At 63.6% G+C, this 19,384-nt stretch carries 15 protein-coding genes and 1 pseudogene; 11 read left to right on the forward strand and 5 right to left on the reverse strand.

Features of this window, described 5'->3' with window-relative positions:
• Positions 1 to 75 precede the first annotated feature (75 nt).
• The gene (locus ACAH01_RS00365; protein ID WP_170093129.1) at positions 76 to 1,968 is read right to left on the reverse strand and encodes a cation:proton antiporter; all 1,893 of its coding nucleotides are present in this window, start codon (positions 1,966 to 1,968) and stop codon (positions 76 to 78) included.
• Positions 1,969 to 2,005: 37 nt separating this feature from the next.
• Positions 2,006 to 2,956 (reverse strand): MBL fold metallo-hydrolase, encoded by a 951-nt coding sequence (locus ACAH01_RS00370; protein WP_372479866.1) that lies wholly within the window; start codon positions 2,954 to 2,956, stop codon positions 2,006 to 2,008.
• Positions 2,957 to 3,051: 95 nt separating this feature from the next.
• Between ACAH01_RS00370 and katG the strand changes: the two genes are divergently transcribed.
• The 4 genes from katG to ACAH01_RS00390 all read left to right on the forward strand — a co-directional run bounded on the left by katG (position 3,052) and on the right by ACAH01_RS00390 (position 6,639).
• A complete protein-coding gene (katG, locus tag ACAH01_RS00375) occupies positions 3,052 to 5,253 on the forward strand; it encodes a catalase/peroxidase HPI (RefSeq protein ID WP_372479867.1) in 2,202 nt (733 codons plus the stop codon).
• Between the two features lie 205 nt (positions 5,254 to 5,458).
• Positions 5,459 to 5,734, forward strand: a complete 276-nt coding sequence (locus ACAH01_RS00380; protein ID WP_015761721.1) for a hypothetical protein — start codon at positions 5,459 to 5,461, stop codon at positions 5,732 to 5,734.
• Between the two features lie 250 nt (positions 5,735 to 5,984).
• Positions 5,985 to 6,473, forward strand: coding sequence for a type II toxin-antitoxin system death-on-curing family toxin (locus tag ACAH01_RS00385; protein ID WP_208627575.1), 489 nt, complete (start codon positions 5,985 to 5,987; stop codon positions 6,471 to 6,473).
• Between the two features lie 25 nt (positions 6,474 to 6,498).
• The gene (locus ACAH01_RS00390) at positions 6,499 to 6,639 is read left to right on the forward strand and encodes a hypothetical protein (protein ID WP_170093125.1); all 141 of its coding nucleotides are present in this window, start codon (positions 6,499 to 6,501) and stop codon (positions 6,637 to 6,639) included.
• A 25-nt stretch (positions 6,640 to 6,664) separates the two neighbouring features.
• Here ACAH01_RS00390 and ACAH01_RS00395 read toward each other — a convergent pair whose 3' ends face one another.
• A complete protein-coding gene (locus tag ACAH01_RS00395) occupies positions 6,665 to 7,513 on the reverse strand; it encodes an alpha/beta fold hydrolase (protein WP_372479869.1) in 849 nt (282 codons plus the stop codon).
• Positions 7,514 to 8,127: 614 nt separating this feature from the next.
• On the opposite strand from ACAH01_RS00395, the gene serS reads away from it, so the two are divergent.
• The 3 genes from serS (at position 8,128) to ACAH01_RS00410 (ending at position 12,582) form a co-directional block, all read left to right on the forward strand.
• On the forward strand, positions 8,128 to 9,513 hold the full coding sequence (gene serS / locus ACAH01_RS00400; protein ID WP_372479870.1) for a serine--tRNA ligase: 1,386 nt from the start codon (positions 8,128 to 8,130) through the stop codon (positions 9,511 to 9,513).
• A gap of 143 nt (positions 9,514 to 9,656) precedes the next feature.
• Positions 9,657 to 10,133 carry an Lrp/AsnC family transcriptional regulator gene (locus ACAH01_RS00405; RefSeq protein ID WP_170093122.1) on the forward strand — a complete coding sequence of 159 codons (477 nt, stop codon included), beginning with the start codon at positions 9,657 to 9,659 and terminating at the stop codon, positions 10,131 to 10,133.
• A 298-nt stretch (positions 10,134 to 10,431) separates the two neighbouring features.
• A complete protein-coding gene (locus ACAH01_RS00410; protein ID WP_372479871.1) occupies positions 10,432 to 12,582 on the forward strand; it encodes an amino acid permease in 2,151 nt (716 codons plus the stop codon).
• Positions 12,583 to 12,585: 3 nt separating this feature from the next.
• On the opposite strand, the gene ACAH01_RS00415 is transcribed toward ACAH01_RS00410, so the two are convergent.
• Positions 12,586 to 13,002: a nuclear transport factor 2 family protein gene (locus ACAH01_RS00415; RefSeq protein ID WP_372479872.1), complete on the reverse strand. Its 417-nt coding sequence runs from the start codon at positions 13,000 to 13,002 to the stop codon at positions 12,586 to 12,588.
• Positions 13,003 to 13,046: 44 nt separating this feature from the next.
• Positions 13,047 to 14,591, reverse strand: a complete 1,545-nt coding sequence (locus ACAH01_RS00420) for a redoxin domain-containing protein (protein WP_372479873.1) — start codon at positions 14,589 to 14,591, stop codon at positions 13,047 to 13,049.
• Between the two features lie 89 nt (positions 14,592 to 14,680).
• On the opposite strand from ACAH01_RS00420, the gene ACAH01_RS00425 reads away from it, so the two are divergent.
• From ACAH01_RS00425 to ACAH01_RS00440, 4 genes and pseudogenes are all read left to right on the forward strand, one after another.
• A complete protein-coding gene (locus tag ACAH01_RS00425; RefSeq protein ID WP_153554820.1) occupies positions 14,681 to 15,190 on the forward strand; it encodes a DUF367 family protein in 510 nt (169 codons plus the stop codon).
• 876 nt (positions 15,191 to 16,066) lie between these two features.
• A pseudogene (locus ACAH01_RS00430) lies at positions 16,067 to 16,644 on the forward strand (IS6 family transposase).
• Between the two features lie 107 nt (positions 16,645 to 16,751).
• Positions 16,752 to 17,684, forward strand: a complete 933-nt coding sequence (locus ACAH01_RS00435) for a polyprenyl synthetase family protein (protein ID WP_372479874.1) — start codon at positions 16,752 to 16,754, stop codon at positions 17,682 to 17,684.
• A 789-nt stretch (positions 17,685 to 18,473) separates the two neighbouring features.
• Complete coding sequence (locus ACAH01_RS00440; RefSeq protein ID WP_372479875.1) at positions 18,474 to 19,334, forward strand: cyclopropane-fatty-acyl-phospholipid synthase family protein; 861 nt, start codon at positions 18,474 to 18,476, stop codon at positions 19,332 to 19,334.
• The last annotated feature ends 50 nt before the right edge of the window (positions 19,335 to 19,384 follow it).

A 19,384-nucleotide genomic window follows, 5' to 3' on the forward strand; every position in this document is an offset into this window, starting at 1 on the left:
AGAGAGCCACCAAGCATTTAGTGGTGTCTCTGTGTTCAACGGCGATTGAACACAGGACGACGGCAGAAAGCGTCGTCAAGCGGTCTTCGAATCGACCATCTGCATCCCCTCACGAACGGATTCGCGACGGCCGAGCAGCGTGATCATGTCGCCTTTCTCGATGACGAAGTCGGCCGTGGGCACCTTCGTCTCGCCGTCGCGGGTGACCAGCGCGATCAGGCAGGCCTCGGGCAGCATGGAGCCGACCTCGTTGATCGGTGTCCCGACGAACTCCCCGCCACAGACCTCGACTTCCTGGACGTCGCCCTCGTGGCCGATGTCGGTCATCCAGTTGGCGATCGCCGGGCGTTCGATCTGGTTGTCCATCGCCCAGGCCGTCGCCATCGACGAGGAGATGGTCCGAACGCCCAGATCCTCGAACGCCTCGACGTTGTCGGGGTTGTTGGCCCGTGCGATGACGTTCTCCACGTCGAACTTCGAGGACGCCAGCTGTGACACGAGCAGGTTCACGTCGTCGTCACCGGTGGCGGCGGCGACGATCTTGGCGTTGTCGGCCCCGGCGGCACGTAACGTGTCCGTGTCGGCTCCGTCGCCGTACTCGACGGTGTAGCCGGCGTTTCGCGCCGATTCGACGACTGCTTGATTCTTCTCGATGATGACGATGTTCTCGCCGCGGTCTTCGAGGCGTTCGGCGAGCGACCGGCCCACCTTACCGCCTCCAACGATGATGACTCGCATTGGTATCACGTCCAAGTATTCTGCGATGTAGCGCGCGAGGCCACCTTCGAAGATGGCCGTCAGCAGGATCGCGAGGAAGACGACCCCCAGCAGGAGACTGGCCTCCTCTGGGAGCCCTTCGGATCGGAGTTGCACGGCAAACAGCGTCGCGACCGACGCGGGAATGATCCCGCGAGGACCGACGAGACTCATGAACGTCCGCTCCTGTAGCGTGAAGCGGTCGCCGACGGTCGAGATGAAGATCAGGAGCGGGCGCAAGACGAGCGCGATGATCACGACGACGGCGACGCCCGCGAGACCGACCGTCTGGAGCGTGGAAAATTCGAGCAGGGCCGCGAGCGTGATGAAGACGAACGAGAGGACGATGAGCGTGATGTCGCCCTTGAAGTCCTCGATGTCTTCCTCGTAGGGGATGTCGGCGTTGCCAAGCAGGAAGCCGGCCGTCGCGACGGCGGCGACGCCGGCCTCGCTGGCGAGTGAGTTCGCCGAGGCGTAGGCGACCAGCGCCCCCGCGAGGACGAGCAGTCGGGCGTTGCGCGGTGCGTCGCCGGGCGCGAGATCCACGTACCGGACGAGGTAGTACAGTACACCGGCGACGACGACCCCGAAAAAGAGGCCGATCCCGAGTCGTCCCGCGAACCCTTGCAGGAGTCCCTCGAAGCTGTCTGCGGGGTTGACGATCTCGAAGAAGACGACGGCCAGAATGGCGGCACTCACGTCGTTGACGATCCCCTCGGTCTCCAGCGTGGCCGCGACCCGGTCGCGCACCGGCACGATGTCGAGGATCGGCGTGACGACGGTCGGGCCAGTGGCGGTCAGCAGTGCGCCGATGGTCAGCGACAGTGCCCAGGAGGCACCCAGTGCGAAGTGGACCGCGATAGCAGTACCCAGCAGCGCGATGAGCGCACCGATCGTGACGACGCGCAGCGCCGCCGCCGGGGCTTCGCGGATGCGGCCGACCCTGAGGTGAAACGCCCCCTCGAAGACGATAATCGCGACCGAGAGACCGACGATCGCCGGCAGCGCGTCACCGAACGACGCCGGATCGATGATCCGACCACCGAGGAACGGGAGGTGGCCGGAGAGATACCCCGAGATCGGTCCGAGCAAGAGTCCGGCACCGATGTAGAAGATGATAGTCGGGATCTGGAGTCGGTCGGCGAGCAACTGAGCGAGGACGCCGATCGCAGTGATCCCCGCGACGAGGAGTATCAGTTCAGTAGCCGCCATCTACAGGAACGCACGGAGTCGGCGCGTATAAACGCACTCACTCGTCGGCAGTATCACCTCGGCCACTGTCGGTCGATTCCGCACTCTCCTCGCGGCGGTCCAGATACGTCAGGACGCCACGGACGTTCATCGCGACTTCGGCCCGTGCCTTGTGGTCGCTCCAGACGGCGGGCGTCTCGACGGTCTCGACGAAGTGGTCGACGACCGCCTCGTCGTCGGCGTCAGCGCGTGCGGTCTCGACGGCCTCGACCCACGTTTCGAGGGTCGTGGCGTACTCGTCGAGACGGTCGTCGATCCGGGCCGGGCCGTAGTGTGCGTAGCAGAGCCACGTCCGATCGAGGTCGGCGAGCATCGCCACGTCGTCGAGGGCACCGTCGAGATCGAAGTTCGGCGGCGGACTCGTCACGTGGACCTCGTCGGTCGAGGGCGTGTAGATCCCGGCCGCGTCGGCGGTGAAGACGGCGTCCAGTTCGGGCGCGTCGAAGACGACCTGGTGGGGTGCGTGGCCGGGCGCGTGACGGGCGCGGAGGCGGTAGTCGCCGAGGTCGATCACGTCGCCGTTGGTCAGTGTCTCGATACGGGATTCGGGGATCGGCGTCGGCTCGGTGTAGTACTCGATCTGGTCGCCGACGGCCTGTTTCGTGCCGGCCCAGAGGCGAGCGGGATCGACGAGGTGGCGCGCTCCCGACCGGTGGACGAACACGGTCGCGTTCGGACATGCCTCCACGAGGGGACCCGCGCCGCCAGCGTGATCGAGGTGGACGTGCGTGAGCGCGATCACGTCGAGTGCCTCCGGTGCGAGGTCGGCCGCGTCGAGGAGATCGAGGACCCGCTCGACGTTGGTGCCCAGACCCGTGTCCACCAGCGCCGGCCGGTCGCCGTCGACGAGGTAGACGGAGCCGTACTCCTCGACATCGTACATGCCGGTGTCGACGTACCAGCAGTCGTCGTGGACCGCTCGTGCTCGAACGACGTCGCCGATTGCCATACTACGAGTGGGGAGCGGCGACGCGTTAAAGCCACCGCCACTTTGGCATATGCCAAAACAACTGTTTTTGAGGAGGGTCTGCACGAGACTAGTAGATGGCAGACAACAGTCCGACATCCGGAACAGAACTGAGTACGAGCGGATCGACCGCCTGGCCCGAGCGAACGTCGAACGACGAGTGGTGGCCCGAGCGGCTGAGCCTGGAGATCCTCGACCAGAACGTCCGCGACGCGGACCCGCTTGGCGAAGAGTTCGACTACGCCGAGGAGTTCCAGAAGCTCGATCTCGAAGCAGTGAAAGCGGACATCGAGGACGTACTCACGGACTCGAAAGACTGGTGGCCGGCCGACTACGGCCACTACGGACCGTTCATGATTCGGATGGCCTGGCACAGCGCCGGGACCTATCGCGCCTACGACGGCCGCGGCGGCGCTGCCGGTGGCCGCCAGCGGTTCGCCCCGATCAACAGCTGGCCCGACAACGCCAACCTCGACAAGGCCCGACGCCTGCTGTGGCCCGTCAAGCAGAAGTACGGCAAGCGCCTCTCGTGGTCCGACCTGATCGTCCTGGCGGGCAACGTCGCCATCGAGTCGATGGGCTTCAAGACCTTCGGCTTCGGCGGCGGCCGCGAGGACGCCTTCGACACCGACAAGGCGGTCAACTGGGGTCCCGAAGAAGAGATGGACACCCAGGAACGCTTCGAGGAGCCCGGCGAGATTCAGGAGGGACTCGGTGCCTCCGTCATGGGGCTCATCTACGTGAATCCGGAAGGCCCAGACGGCAACCCCGACCCCGAGGCGTCGGCCAAGAACATCCGCCAGACGTTCTCGCGGATGGCGATGACCGACAAGCAGACCGCGGCACTCATCGCTGGCGGACACACGTTCGGGAAGGTCCACGGCGCGGACGACCCCGACGAGAACCTCGGTCCAGAGCCGGAGGCGGCCCCCATCGAACAGCAGGGCCTCGGCTGGAAGAACGAGAACGGCACCAAGGGCGGCGAAATGATCACCAGCGGTATCGAAGGCCCCTGGACCCAGGACCCGACCTGGTGGGACATGGGCTACGTCGACAACCTGCTGGACTACGAGTGGGAACCGGAGCGCGGTCCCGGCGGCGCGTGGCAGTGGGCACCGAAGAACGAGGAGCTCGAAGACACCGTGCCCGACGCACACGACCCGGACGAGACCCAGACCCCCATGATGCTGACGACCGACATCGCGCTCAAACGCGACCCCGACTACCGGGAGATCATGGAGGAGTTCCAGGAGAGCCCCATGGAGTTCGGGATGGCCTTCGCGAAAGCCTGGTACAAGCTGACCCACCGCGACATGGGTCCGCCCGAGCGGCTCCTCGGTCCGGAAGTGCCCGACGAGACGATGATCTGGCAGGACCCGATCCCGGAGGTCGATCACGAGCTGATCGGGGACGCCGAGATCGCCGACCTCAAAGGAGAGATCCTCGACTCGGACCTCTCGACCCCTCAGCTGGTCAAGACCGCCTGGGCGTCGGCCTCGACCTACCGCGACAGCGACAAGCGCGGCGGCGCGAACGGTGCCCGACTCCGTCTCGAACCCCAGCGTAGCTGGGCAGTCAACCAGCCCGAGGAACTCGAAACGATCCTCGAAACCTACGAAGAGATCCAGACCGAGTTCAACGAGGGTCGATCCGACGACGTGCGCGTCTCGCTGGCCGACCTGATCGTCCTCGGTGGCAACGCGGCCGTCGAGGAAGCCGCGGCCGCGGCCGGCTACGAGGTCGACGTGCCGTTCGAGCCCGGCCGGACCGACGCCACCGCCGAACAGACGGACGCCGACTCCTTCGAGGCGCTGAAGCCGAAGGTCGACGGCTTCCGCAACTACATTCAGGACGGCCTCGAACAGCCGGCCGAGACGCTGCTGGTCGACAAGGCGGATCTCCTGAACCTGGGTCCCGACGAGATGACCGCACTCGTCGGCGGCATGCGCACGCTCGGCGCGACCTACGACGGCTCCGATCTGGGCGTCTTCACCGACGAACCGGGGACGCTGGACAACGACTTCTTCGCGAACCTGCTCAGCATGGACACCGAGTGGGAAGCAGCCAGCGAGGGCACCCAGATCTACGAGGGGTACGACCGCGACACGGGCAAGCACAAGTGGACGGGCACCCGCGCAGATCTGATCTTCGGGTCCCAGTCCCGGCTCCGGGCGATCGCGGAAGTGTACGCGGCCGACGACGGCGAGGAACAGCTCGTCGAGGACTTCGTCGACGCGTGGACGAAGGTCATGCGGGCCGACCGCTTCGACCTCGAATAGCGTCCCGTCTGTGCCTGGCCGCTGAAAGGCGCGGGCCGGAACACCACCGGGCAGACGACGCCCGCTTTTTGCAGTCGCCGGAAACGCTGGAGCGACACACGGAGTTCGTTTCACGACAGGTCGCTGGCAGAACTCATACTACCGGCAGTATCACTGCAGGCGGTAGGACTATGTGTCGGTATCACATGGAGTGCAGTGGATCGCTATGCAACCGTGCCACAACTGCCAGGCGGCTATCGACGAGTACCTCTTGGACAAACACCTCGAACCCCTGCGCGAGCTGACGGTCGACGACTTCAACCTCTGTGTCGACTGTACGACAGTGGTCGAGGACGCGTGCGTGGAGTGTGGCGGCGCGGTCTACGTTCCGAGAAGCGAGTCCACGGTGCCGGACTACTGTCCGGCGTGTCGGTCCGAGCACATCGCGGAGACCGGCGAAGATCCCGGCTGGACGGTCGACGCCCAGTCGAAACGCGTCTAGCCGAGCGTCCCGTTTTGCCGTCGAATCGAACGTCGTACTGCGGCCGTCCCGTCAAGCCTGGAGCGGCAAGACCGGTCACAGACGACAGCCGGCGGTCTCACTCGACCGCGTCCAGTAGGATCCCCTCGAACTGCTCGACCAGCGTCGAGTAGTGGCCCGCGTCGACGACGGTCACACTGCGCGGAGCTGCGGAACGAACGGTGCCTGCCGATGCCAAAGATCAAATCGTTCGCGCGTGGACTGCCAGTGAATGGCCGGTTCGTACTGGTACCCCTCTGTCGAAGACGTGCTCGCGATCCACGAGGACATCGTCGACGAGTACGACGACACCAGCCCGGGCGTCAAGAACGAGGGAGACATCGAGTTCGCGCTCGACTACGTCGAACACGGCAACTTCGGGACGGTTCCGGAGACACTCCACGCGAAAGCGTATCATCTCACTCGACTCCTGGTCGCCAACCACCCGTTCGTGGACGGCAACAAACGGACTGCCCTCAACACGACCGTCGTGTTCTACTTCCTGAACGGTTACCGGTTCGCGTACGACGACGAGATCAGAACGATCTTGCGAGATTTCGGGACCGACGCTGAGACAGTCGACGAGGACGCGGTCACCGAGTATCTTCGAACGAACACCGCACCGATCGATCTGGCAGGTGAAATCAGTCAGTGGCGCGAGGAACTCGTTCGGTACGGGGTCGGCGAGTTGACGACCGACCGATCGAATCCGAACGATTAACGGCTCTCGGGAGACAGGTTCAACTATGGCGACAGACGAATCGTCCGAGGCGGATTCGCCGCTCGACGACGTGATGGCGGACATCCGTCGCGAGTTGGTTCGGCGCGTTGCCACGGCAGACCGGGACGAACACCGGGACATCTACGACGCGCTCGAACACGAGTAGGCCGAAATCGGCCAGTTCGAGAACACTATCTTCTCGCATCCAGTAAGATCGACTCGAACTGCTCGACCAGCGTCGAGTAGTGGCCCGCGTCGACGACGGTCACGTCGGTGTCGGGCAGTCGGCTGGCGACGGCCTGCGCGACCCGGAGCGGGACTCGCTCGTCCTGGCGGCCGTGCCACAGCGACAGCTTGCGGGCACAGTCGGCGGGGTCGAACCCCCAGGGCTCGCCCAGCATCGGGAACTCGTGGGCCGGCCCGCGCCCGCCCTGAGCGAACGCCTCGGCGGCGTCGGCGACGACGACGGTGCCGTCGGGGGCGGCAAACAGCTCGCGGTCGGCGTCGGACGCGCCACTCTCGATGGTCTCGCGAAACCGCCCGAGCCAGTGGCGGGCCAGCCAGCCCGTCAGGCCGAATACCCCACGCGAAAAGCCCGGGATCGACTGTGTCGCGGCCGTCAGCCGACGGTTCGACGCCGTGGCGTACTGCCGGGTCTCCGGCGGACCGGGACTGCTGACGAGGACGGCCCGCTCGACGCGGTCGAGTTCGTGAGCGCAGGCCGCCGCGTGGGGTCCACCAGCCGAGAAACCGACGACGGAGAAGGTGTCGAGGTCGAGCATCTTGGCCAGCGTCCGCACGTCGTCGACCCAGTCCAGCAGGTCCCGGTCGGGCCGGAAGTCGGACGCGCCGAACCCCGGCCGATCCGGCGCGATCAGGCGGGCGTCGTGGTGCTGGGCCGTCTCGTCGAACAGCGACCACAGCAGCCGGGAACCGGGGTTGCCGTGGAGACACACCACCGGCCGCCCGTCGGTGCGGCCGTACTCCTCGTAGGCCAGTCGCCGCCCGTCGCCGACGACGACCGTCTCCGGCTCGGTCATTGGCGGCTGTTCTTGCCGGTCGGTCTTATAGGCGGGCGGTCCAGCAATCGTGTGCGAAGACGCCGTTCTTCGTGGTACCCGACGACGAACGCCCTCGCCCCGCTCGCTAGCAGTTACGCCAACGAATGGAACTACTGACCACTGAAAGCCCTCGCCCCGCTCGCGGGTTCTGTGCGGGATATCCTCACTTTGTTCGGATAGTGCCCGCGCAGAACCCGCGACCGCGTCTCGCCCTTTCGATCCACCAGGACTGCATTGCAGCACCGCACCACGGGCCTCCCCAGCCGACTCCATCGCTCCCTGTGGTCGCTCTGTCGTCCCTCGCACAGTGTTGTCGCTCGACGGAGCGAGCGACAGCGCGCGCCACATCGTTACTGTGAGCATTCGCGCGAACGAGCGGTCCGAAGGACCCGGCAGTTCGCGCGATTCACTCGATCGAGCGTAGTGAGGGCGAGCCTTTTTCGCCCACGTTCGCAAGAGCACAGCTCTTGCGAGCCCATCAGAGATCTTCGATCTCTGAGGACGTTTTTGCAAGCGGGGTGCGCCGACGGCGCACCCCCGCTGGAAAAAGGTGGATCGGAATGATTAGGGCCGGGCGTGGACAACCGCCGTCCATGTTGAGCAGACAGTTCGTCCGTGAGAACGCCGAGATGGTCCGGGAGGCCATCGAGCAGAAGGGCGTCACGGGCGTCGACCTCGACGAGATCCTGCGGATCGACGCGGAGTGGCGCGAGCTGAAGGCGGAGGGCGACAATCTGCGCCACCAGCGCAACGAGGTCTCCAGCGAGATCGGCGAGTACAAGCGCGAGGGCGAGGAGGAGAAGGCCCAGGAAGCTATCGAGCGCTCCAGCGAGCTGAAAGCGGAGCTCCAGCGCGTCGAGGACCGGGCCGACGAACTCGAAGCGAAGCTGGAGGCTCGCCTGCTGGAGATCCCCAACGTCCCCCACGAGTCGGTGCCGGTCGGCGACGACGAGACCGACAACGTCGAGCGCTACCGCGAGGGATTCGACGACCTGCGGACCCTGCCCGAGGACGTGATCCCTCACTACGAGCTGGGCGAGGAACTCGACATTCTGGACTTCGAGCGCGGCGCGAAGGTCTCCGGCGGCGGGTTCCAGTTCGTCAAGGGCGAGGGCGCACGGCTGGAGTACGCGCTGATCCAGTTCATGCTCGACGTACACCGCGAGCAGGACTACGTCGACGTGTTCCCGCCGCTGCCGGTCAACAGCGAGTCGATGCGTGGGACCGGCCAGCTGCCGAAGTTCGCCGAGGACGCCTACCGTATCGGAGCCCGGCAGGACGACGACCACGACGACGACGACCTCTGGCTGCTCCCGACCGCGGAGGTGCCGGTGACCAACATGTACCGCGACGAGATCCTGCTGGACGACGACCTCCCGATCAAACACCAGGCGTTCTCGCCGAACTTCCGCCGCGAGGCCGGCGAGCACGGGACCGAGACCCGCGGGTACGTCCGCGTCCACCAGTTCAACAAGGTCGAGCTGGTCAACTTCGTCCGGCCGGAGAACAGCTACGAGCGCCTCGAAGGGCTGCTCGCTGAGGCCGAGGAAGTGCTCGACCGCCTGGACCTGCCCTACCGCGTGCTGGACATGTGTACCGGCGACATGGGGTTCACCCAGGCCAAGAAGTACGACATCGAGGTGTGGGCACCCGGCGACGACATGGACGACGGCCCCGAAGAGGGCGGGCGCTGGCTGGAGGTGTCCTCGGTCTCGAACTTCGAGGACTTCCAGGCCCGTCGGGCGGGCATCCACTACCGGCCCGAACGCCACGAGTCGGCGGAGTACCTCCACACGCTCAACGGCAGCGGCGTCGCCGTCCCGCGCGTGATGGTCGCGATCATGGAGTACTACCAGAACGACGACGGCACGATCACCGTCCCCGAACCGCTCCGGCCGTACATGGGGGGCCAGGAACGCATCGAGGGCCACGACCCGGTCGGCGAGAGCGCCGTCGGCGAGGGCGACGGCGACGCCTGAGGCGGTCGGTCGTCCGAGCGTCCGAGAGGGGACCGCCAGCGACGAGCGATCCCACTGGGCGGCGTCGAGTGGCACTCGGGATCGAAAGCTGACGCCGCTGTGACGGGGAATGCCTATTTGTATCCGGTGCGTGACCGAAACGCATGACGCTCGAAGGACTCGACGAACTGGACAAGAAGATCATCCACGAACTGCAGACCGACGCGCGCCACACGTCTTCTGGAACGATCGCCGACGCGGCCGACGTCTCGGCCAGTACGGTCCGAAACAGGATCCAGCGACTGGAACAACAGGGGCTCATCAGCGGGTACCACGCCGACGTGGAGTACGAGAGCGCCGGCTACCAGCTGTACACGCTGATCATCTGTACCGCGCCGGTCCCCCGGCGAGAGGAGCTGGCCGAAGCGGCGCTGGAAGTTCCGGGCGTCGTTCGCGTGACGGAGGTCATGACCGGCGAGGAGAACGTCCACGTCAGCGTCGTCGGGGCGGACGGCGACGACCTCAGCCGCATCGGCCGGGACCTCGACGAACTCGGGCTGGAAGTCGCCGACGAGGACCTCATCCGAAGCGAGCACGTGGACGCGTTCGACGGGTTCGACGTCGAGTGTGCGGACGAATAGAGAATATCGTACCCTATAATCTACCGGATCGTCAATTACATCGGCTAGCTTATTGCCGTCCGTCTGTAACAGCCGGGTAACATAGACACCGAACCGAAGCGGTGTCGACACAGCGACACATGATCCGACAGTCACTACCCGGTCACACTCGCACAGCACTCCCAGACGAACGGACGGCTCTCGTCGATGGGCGATCACTGGTCGCGCGGGCGGAGGCGACCGATCCCCCGCCGGGCGTCCGGAGGGCCGACATCGCGGAGTCCGAGCGAGCGCACAGTAGCGGGACACGACGAGACAGATGAAACAGTTAGAGCGAGACCTCGGGCTCCCGACGGTCATGGCGATCAGCGTCGGCGCGATGATCGGCAGCGGGATCTTCATTCTCCCGGCACTGGCGCTCAAGACGGCCGGTCCCTCGGTCGTGCTCGCCTACCTGCTGGCCGGCCTCCTCGTCGTGCCGGCGGCGCTGTCGAAGTCCGAGATGGCGACGGCGATGCCCGAGGCCGGCGGGACCTACCTCTACATCGAGCGCGGAATGGGGCCGCTGTTCGGGACAGTTGCGGGCGTCGGCACGTGGTTCTCCCTGGCGTTCAAGGGCGGGCTCGCACTGGTCGGTGGCGTCCCATATCTCCTGATCCTGTTCGACCTCCCGGTCAAGCCCGTCGCGCTGGGACTCGCGGGCGTCCTGATTCTGGTGAATCTCGTCGGAGCGAAACAGACTGGTCGCCTGCAGGTCGTGATCGTCGTGGTGATGCTTGCGGCGCTGGCGTGGTTCGTCGCCGGCAGCGGAGCGAGCGTCCAGCAGGCCAACTTCCAGCCGTTCTACGCCGACGGACTGTCCGGCCTGCTGGCCGCGACGGGGCTGGTGTTCGTCTCCTACGCTGGCGTCACGAAGGTCGCCAGCGTCGCCGAGGAAGTCGAGAACCCGGACCGGAACATCCCGCTGGGCATCCTTGGCTCGCTGGCGTTCACGACGCTGCTGTACGTCCTGATCGTGGCGATCATCGTCGGCGTCACCGACGCGGGCGTGGTCGCCGGCTCCGCCACGCCGGTCGCCGAGGCCGCGGCAGCGACGCTGGGCGAGTGGGGGGTCTGGGCCGTGGTGCTGGCGGCGATCCTCGCGCTGATCTCGACGGCCAACGCCGGCATCCTCTCGTCGTCTCGGTACCCCTTCGCGATGGCCCGTGACGGCCTCGTGCCCACGTCGCTGGCAGAGGTCAGCGAGCGCTTTGGCACGCCGTCGCTGTCGATCTCGCTGACCGGGATCGTCCTGCTGGCCCTGATCGCGTTCGTCCCGATCCTCGACATCGCGAAACTCGCCAGTGCGTTCCAGATCCTCGTGTTCGTCCTGATCAACGTCGCGATCGTGGCCTTCCGCGAGGGCGAGGGAGACTACGAGCCAAGCTTCGAGGCCCCGCTGTATCCCTGGCTGCAGGTCGGCGGGGTGCTCAGCGGCATCGTGTTGCTCACCCAGATGGGACCGGTCGCGATCGTCGGGGCCGTCGTCATCACCGTCGGGAGCGTGCTCTGGTACGTCCTCTACGCCCGGCCCAACGTCGAGCGACAGGGTGCCGCGGCCGACGCGGTCGGACAGGGGATCGGCGACGCGCTCATCGACGAGACCGCCTCGGCGATGGAGAACAAGCCCTACGAGGTGCTGGTCGCGATCACCCGAGAGATGGATCGCGAGCGCGAGGCCGCACTGCTGCGGATCGCCGCCGACCTCGTGCGGCCACACGACGGCCGCGTCGTCGCCGTCTGGTTCGAGGAGGTGCCAGACCAGATTGACCTCGAAACGGCCTCCGAGACGCAGTCGCCGGCAGACGTTCAGTTCGAAGAACAGACCGACGACCTCGCAGACGACCTGAACGTCGCCGTCGACGCGGGCGAGATCGTCAGCCACGACACGAAACACGCGATCGTCAACTTCGCGCGCCACCGCGGCGTCGACGCAATCGTCGCTGAACACGAACACCGACGGCTCCGGTCGCGGCTGTTCGGCGATCCGGTCGACTGGATCGTCGACCACGCCCCGTGTGACGTGTTGCTGGTGGACAACAGGGGGTACGACCGACCGAAGCGCATCGCGGTCGAGGACGACGGCGGCCCGTTCCACCCCAACACCGTCGCGATCACGGACACGCTGGCCGCCGAGAACGGCGGTCGCGTCGTCTTCAGCCCGGGGGACAAAGACGAGAACGGCCCCGGAGTGACGTACCGAGAACAGCTGGCGGACCTGCTGTCGGTCCCAGTCTCGGCCACCGGCACGGAGACCGCACAGACCAGACCGGACATTCGGATCCGCCGGGGAGCCGATCACCGACTCCGGGGCTCGCTGCTCGACCGGCGGCCCGACGGCCCGGCCGACAGCACCGAGATCACCGTCCACGCACACGAGTCCGAACAGCCGGGGCTGCTCCGGCGGCTGTTCGAGCGCATCGTGTTCTGACCCTCAGGACTCCGGCGTGTGAGTCCTGAGACGGTCGATCACGCCGTCTTCGAACGCGAACACGTCGACGAACCGCGTGATCTCGGCGTCGTCACTGGCCAGCAGTCGTCCCTCGACCGCGACGGTCGACGCCCCGGTGTAGACAGCGTCGATGGGGTGGCTCGTCTCCGTCTGTGGGCGCTCCTCGCGCATGAACTGGACGAAGCGGTCGCGCCCCTCGAAGGTCCGATCCGGTCGCTCGTGGACGAAGTCAGGGGCGAGTACGTCCGAAAGCAGGTCGTAGTCGTGCTCGTCCAGTGCCCGGTAGTACGCGCGTGCCGTCGCCACCCGATCCATGACTGGTCCCTCGCCCGGCAGCGACGAGAAAGTGGTGGTCCGGTAGCCAGACGGACGGTTGGAGGCGACGGCTCGGTCGATCACACACCGGTGTCGATCGAGCCGAGAGCGAACGACGATCGGCCGTGTCAGTACCGCTCGCGGTCGTCGTCCTCGTCGTCCGCGGCGAGTTCCTCCTCGGTCGGGATCGCGGCCATGTCCTCGTCGCTGGCTCCGTCCGGTTCGTCGAGTTCGTCCGTCTCGTCGAGGTGGTCCCGTTCGTCCGGACCGTCGTCGGGCGACGCTGCGCCGTCGCCATCGTCGAACGCGGCTCCGCCGTCACCCGATCCCGTGCCGGGTTCCAGCGAGCCAGATCCCGGCGGGGGAACGTCCGCGTCGTCCGGTTCGAGCGAGGGCGTGTCGGGCGTGGAGTCCGGACGCTCCTCGTCCGCCGGTGAGGGCTCCGACGTCGACTGGCTCGCTTCCAGGTCCGCTTCGAGTTCGGCCAGATCGTCGCCCCCGGTGCCACCGTCGTCGGCGTCCGGCGGTGCGTCGACCATGCTCGTCGGCGTCTCCTCTAGGTCCCCACCGGTCGGGTCGTCGGGCTGGTTGGCGGTCAGTTCCGCCTCGATCTCCTGGAGTTCCGCGTCGTCGATCTCCTCCTCGCCGCCGGTCTCGTCTCCCGACCCCTCGCCTGCCGGCGTCTCGTCGAGCGACGGCGCGTCGGCCTCCGCACCGCCGGTCGCGGCCTCGTCGATGTCGATCGCCAGTTCGACCTCCGCGTCGTCGTCCTGCGGGAGGATGCTCTGGGCGTCGTCGGCGTCTAAGTCCGGCGGCCACGCGTCTGGATCGATCGGTTCGCCGATGTCGCGGGCGGTCTCCAGCGGACGCTCGGCGTCGTCCCGGAGGCGCTGTCCCGCCGCGCCGGCACCGCTCGAATACTCGCTGGCCGACTCCGAGAGCCACTCGGCGGCCTGCCAGAGCGCGGTCGCCTTCTCCTCGGCGCGCTCGTAGTACGTCGTCAGGTCGGCGTCGTCGACGAACCGGACGGCGCTGTCGAAGTGGTCGGCGGCCTCTTCGAAGGCCGCCTGTGCCCGCCCGAAGTCAGACTGAGCGAGCATCCACTCCGAGTCCTGGTAGGATCCCATGGCGCTCGTGAACGCCCGCCGCCCTTCGGTGTAGTGGGCGTGGCCGACCCGATAGCGGGCGAAGGCGGTGTCGTCGCCGCCGGTGTCGCCGATCGTGTCCTTGATGGCGTCCACGTCGGGCAGGGCCAGCGGGCTCTGTGTCGACCAGGCGTACTGGACGATCCCGTCGTGGTCGACGACGAACACCGCCCGTTCGATCAGGGCCTGCCCGACGGCGTCCTCGAAGGTGACGCCGTACTCTCGGGCGACCTCGCGACGCGTGTCCGAGAGCAGCGGGACGTGCAGGTCGTACGCCTCGGCGAAGGCGGCGTGGCTGTACAGGGTGTCCGCGCTGATCCCCAGCACGCTCACGTCTTTTTGCATCGTGAACAGGTCGAGTTCGTCCAGGTCCGACTCCTCGTCACAGGCCGGGTTGAAGTCGCCGGGATAGAACGCGAGGATGACCACGTCCTCGCCGAGGTACTCGTCCAGCGCCACCCGCCGGTGCTCGCCGTCGACGACGGCCGGCAGCTCGAACCGCGGCGCTTCGTCGCCCTCGGAAATCACTGCGAGAGAGTTTCTCGTTCGGCCACTTAACTGTATGTCCAAAATCGAAGCTCGTGGCCCTTATACCGGCTGGCGACCTACGAGCGGCCGTGGAACTACACGTCCGGTACGAGGGCGACGACGATCCCGACAAGTGCAGCGCCCGGCGGCTCGCGCAGTTCGACGAGGCCGAGTTGCACCGCGCGACCCGGTCGACGCCGCCGGGGATCGTGCTGAACCCCTTCGCCGACCAGGCCCTCTCACCGGCGGACCGGGCGGGCTCCGGGTCCCGCACCGACCGAGTGGTGGCACTGGACTGCTCGTGGGAGACCGCCGAGCGGGAGGCGTTCGACCTCGAAGGGCTCCACCGGTCGCTGCCCTTCCTCGTTGCCGGCAACCCCGTCAACTACGGCACCGCCTTCCAGCTCAACACGGTCGAGGCCTTCGCCGGGGCGCTCTGTATCCTCGGCGAGCGCGACCACGCCGAGCGGTTGCTCGAACACTTCAGCTGGGGCCACACCTTCCTCGAACTCAACGAGGAGCCACTGGAGCGGTACGCGGCGTGTGCGGATTCGAGCGAGGTCGTCGCCGTCCAGGACGACTATCTGGCCGAAGAGTGATTACTCGACGTCGGTGAACATGTCTCAGTGGCGCGGACGACTCCCACGGCGCGCGACCCTCGGGCTGCAGGTGGCGACTCGTCCTGATACAAGGGTGGCACACGAGTCCCGTATAATTCTTGGCGAAACGAACGATCCGCTCCGGCGCTATAGTAACGATTTACACACCGATCGCACTGCTGTCGTGCGCTCGGGCATGCATTGACTTTCAATGGTACTGTAGTGACCGGACCGCGGGTCGGCGGACAGTAGTGCTCAGATACGCAGCTTCCAAACCACGGCGGCACCGGCAGCGTATTTCCCGGTAAACTCGGCAAAGAACACGGAGACTGCGCCTATCTCTCCACCTCAGACTTTGTACGGAGAAATTTATTCGGCACTGGATCGACGGCAGCGTCAGCGTCGCCGATTCGAGTCAAGGTTTCCCAAGCTGCGACCCGCTCCGAAGATCGACCGGACACTGCCTAAACGTCGGCTTCGAGAACCGAATTGAAGACAGTCAATTGAACCGCTACAGCGGCAAAGTCATAAAAAGAAAGATTGTATATGGAAGAGGTATTTCTGCGAATACAACTGAATATTGGAGTTCATCGAGAAACAGGCTCTCGTCCCTCGTTCAATAAACGCTATAGTAACAATTGAAACGATTTACACACCGATCGGACTGCTGTCGTGCGATCGGGCGTGCATTGACTTTCAATTGCTACTATAGCTCGATCTCGTCGGCGGTGTTCAGATACGGATGAAGAGTAAGGCGGTACGTTTTCGAAATGAGATATACTCGAAAACGCCCACCTCATACTGCCGGCTGTAGCTTCGTGAAGATCTTCGCCACCCCGGGGTGGCGAAATCATTCACAGACTTACAGCCGGTAGTATCAGTCGAAGTTTGGACGAGGTCGACTTTGAGTTTGTTGAGCGAGAATCGACACGTCGATTCTTGAGGAAGTTCAGTCTCCAACTGAACCCTACTAGAGTGTCGCTTTCGAACACTGTTTTGCTTTTTGAGGGTTTTGGTGTCGAGCGTGCTTGATCTACAGTGCATAATTTGATCCACAAGAGCAAACTACAGCCAGAAGCCGGTCGAGCTCCGGATCAGGTTGCAGTTGACGAAAACGGTGTTTGAATCGACGACGAACAGTATTGGCTGTACGCTGCCGTTGCTCCTGATTGGAGCGAATTACCATATACAAAGCTTGAGCCGGAGAGATCGGAGCTATCGCTCACACATTCTTTGGCGAGTTGCGCGAAAAACACGACGTCGATGACACCACGTTTCTCATCGATGGTGCGACACCATTGAAAGACGCGTGTTCACGTCACGGACTCGATTTCAGATACTAACAACAGGGAAATCGGAAGAGCGTTGAACGTGTCCTTCGAGAAGTGAAAAGGTGAACTTCTTCGTTCTCAAACTATTTCAGCAACGTCGAACTAGATGCACCTGACGAATGACTCAAATCAGGCAGTTTCGCATTGAATCAGCGTGTCTGAGTACTACCTATGAGATACCCAGAAGTAATATATGTTCTGAACCGAGAGTTTCTTTCGAGAGAATTACAATGAGTGATAAAGCTTCGTCCACGAGAGACGTTCTGGAATGGCTGCAACGGGATGTGACACCGTCAGTCGACAACCACCTCGAGGCGATACTTGGTGAGAGTCAGTTCGCCGACCGACTGACTTACCAGATTCGGAGTGGCGGAAAACGACTTCGCCCCGGACTGGCCATGCTCAGTGGAACCCTTTGCGGGCTTGAAGCGGCCGATATCCTCGATATCGCCGCTGCCGTCGAGATGATCCACACCTACTCGCTGTTGCACGATGATCTCGTGGACGACGACCGATATCGGCGCGGCGAACCCGCCTTCTGGGTCGAATTCGGCCACGACGATGCTATCAATATCGGCGATATGATGTTCACACGTGGCCTCAAGACAGTTCCGGACGACCAAGAACACCTCGCGATAGAGACGGTCCACGAGATGACGGCCGGGCAACAGATGGACCTGGATTTCGATCGACGCCGTGACGTGACCTCCGAGGAGTATCTCGAGATGGTTCAGAAAAAGACTGGTTCGCTGTTTGACCTGTGTCTGGAACTTCCACAGGCGGTGAGCGACACGGATCTGGATGTCGATGGGTACTCGAGTCTCTGGCCGGCTTTCCAAATTTACGACGACATTCAGGACTGCAAGCACGGTAAAGGTAAATCCAAACCCGGCGGAGACATTTGCTCGGGGAAGCGAACATTGATGACGATCCACACTAACAGCGACGAGGTGTACGATATACTAGACAAGCCACCAGAAGAAACAACGCAGGCAGACGTACAGGAGGTCATAGACCGCTACCAAGAAAACGGTAGCATCACGTATGCGCGTAACTACATGGAACAACTTCAGGACGACGCGAAGGCGTCCTTGCAGAACCTTCCCGAATCGCCAGAGCGAACGAAGCTCCAGGTCCTAGCCCAACTGGACTTCGAACTGTAACGCCACGGCACAAGCGAGCACACCACTCCTCGCGGTTCTTCAGGAGCTCGCACGTGTCGGTCGCAAGTACGCGTTGCCAGCCTCATGCTTCTTTCCGACACCATGAATACTTTGAGCGTCTCTGGGTCCCGGTGTACCCATCCGACGACCAGTCGTGGTGGTAGCTATCAACGACAATGGATCACACACTGTCTTCGAGAAGCGCGGTCGAAACCACCATACTGCAGTTCGGGACGCGTTTTGGTGACCTGTTCGTGAACATCGACTGACCTCGCATCGAACGGATGCCTCTCGACAGCCTCACAATGGGCCTCTCGGCGTCTTCCCAGGAAGCTACCAAATTGACTAATCTTTCAATCGTACGCTTGTTATACGTCGTGTTATATTTCCAAACATAAAAATTAGAGATTGCGAATAGCAGGCTCAGAAGCCACCAAATTCGCCTATCTTTCAATTGTGTACTTATTATACAATATGTATATATAGAGTAAGTATTAGCCTAAATACAATAGTAGTAAATAGAATATAATTTATAATAGCAGGCGAGTGGTCGAATCTGGATATCGATGCGCTGCGCCGAGCGTACCGCTCAATCGCGCTTGGGGCTGTTCTTCCCAGCAAAGACCTGCGCTTCGTCGATCCCGGCCGGGCCAACAACGGCCACCGCTGACGCAGTGCCCCCGTCCACTTCGACTCCACAGCTACCGATCAGAAGTATCGACAATGTCCTTCCCAAGAGCAGAATTCAATACAGTAAGACTTAATTTCTGTTCCTATGTCCCGACTATTATGGTGCAGGACGTGATTACCAACAGTGTCGAACAGTATTACACAGATACACACGATCTCTATCAGGAGTCGATGGATACAAACGATCACGCGTCGATTCACTACGGATATTTCGACAGGGAGCACACGAGCCGCGAGACAGCCGTTCAAAATATGAACCGTGTGCTGGCAAACATCGCGGACATCGACAAAGATGATCGAGTCCTCCACTGTGGATGTGGAATCGGCGGACCCGCGACGTGGCTCGCAAAAAATCGGGGAGCCGACGTCGTCGGGATCAACATCAATGAGATGCAACTGAGCAAGGCCGAACACCTCGCGGAAAAGCGAGGAGTGACGGACCAGGCTGACTTCCGATACGACGACCACACCGAGATGGAGACGATCGAGGACGACTCCATCGACGTCGTCTGGGGACTTGAAGCGGTCTGTTACGCGGAAGACAAACGGGACTTCATCGAACAGGCACGGCGTGTGCTTCGCGACGGTGGCCGGCTCGTCGTCGCAGACGGCTACATGGTCAGGGATCACCTCTCCGTCCGAGAGAAGACACTAATGCGGAAGTGGCTTGATGGCTGGAAGGTTCCGAATCTCGCACATGTTGACGAATTCGAGGAGGGGCTCCACGAGTACGGTTTCAGCAACGTCGAGATGCACTGCAATGACGAGAACGTCATGCCGTTCTCCCGAGGGACGTTCCTGCGGAGTTTCCCGCGGTATGCGAAGGCGAAGCTTGGACAGTTACGGGGTGAAGTGAGCCAGACCGAAGTCGATCACATCGTCGGCTGTCACTACCAGTACCGGGCTCTCCGAAAAGGACTTTGGTCCCACCAGACAGCCTATGGTGAGATCCCCGAGTAGTAGCGTCGATAGGCCGCCCGCCGTAACCAACCGATCCGTCTTTCAACACC

It is taken from the genome of Halomicrobium sp. HM KBTZ05 (assembly GCF_041530035.1).
In the GTDB taxonomy this organism is placed as follows: Archaea; Halobacteriota; Halobacteria; order Halobacteriales; family Haloarculaceae; genus Halomicrobium.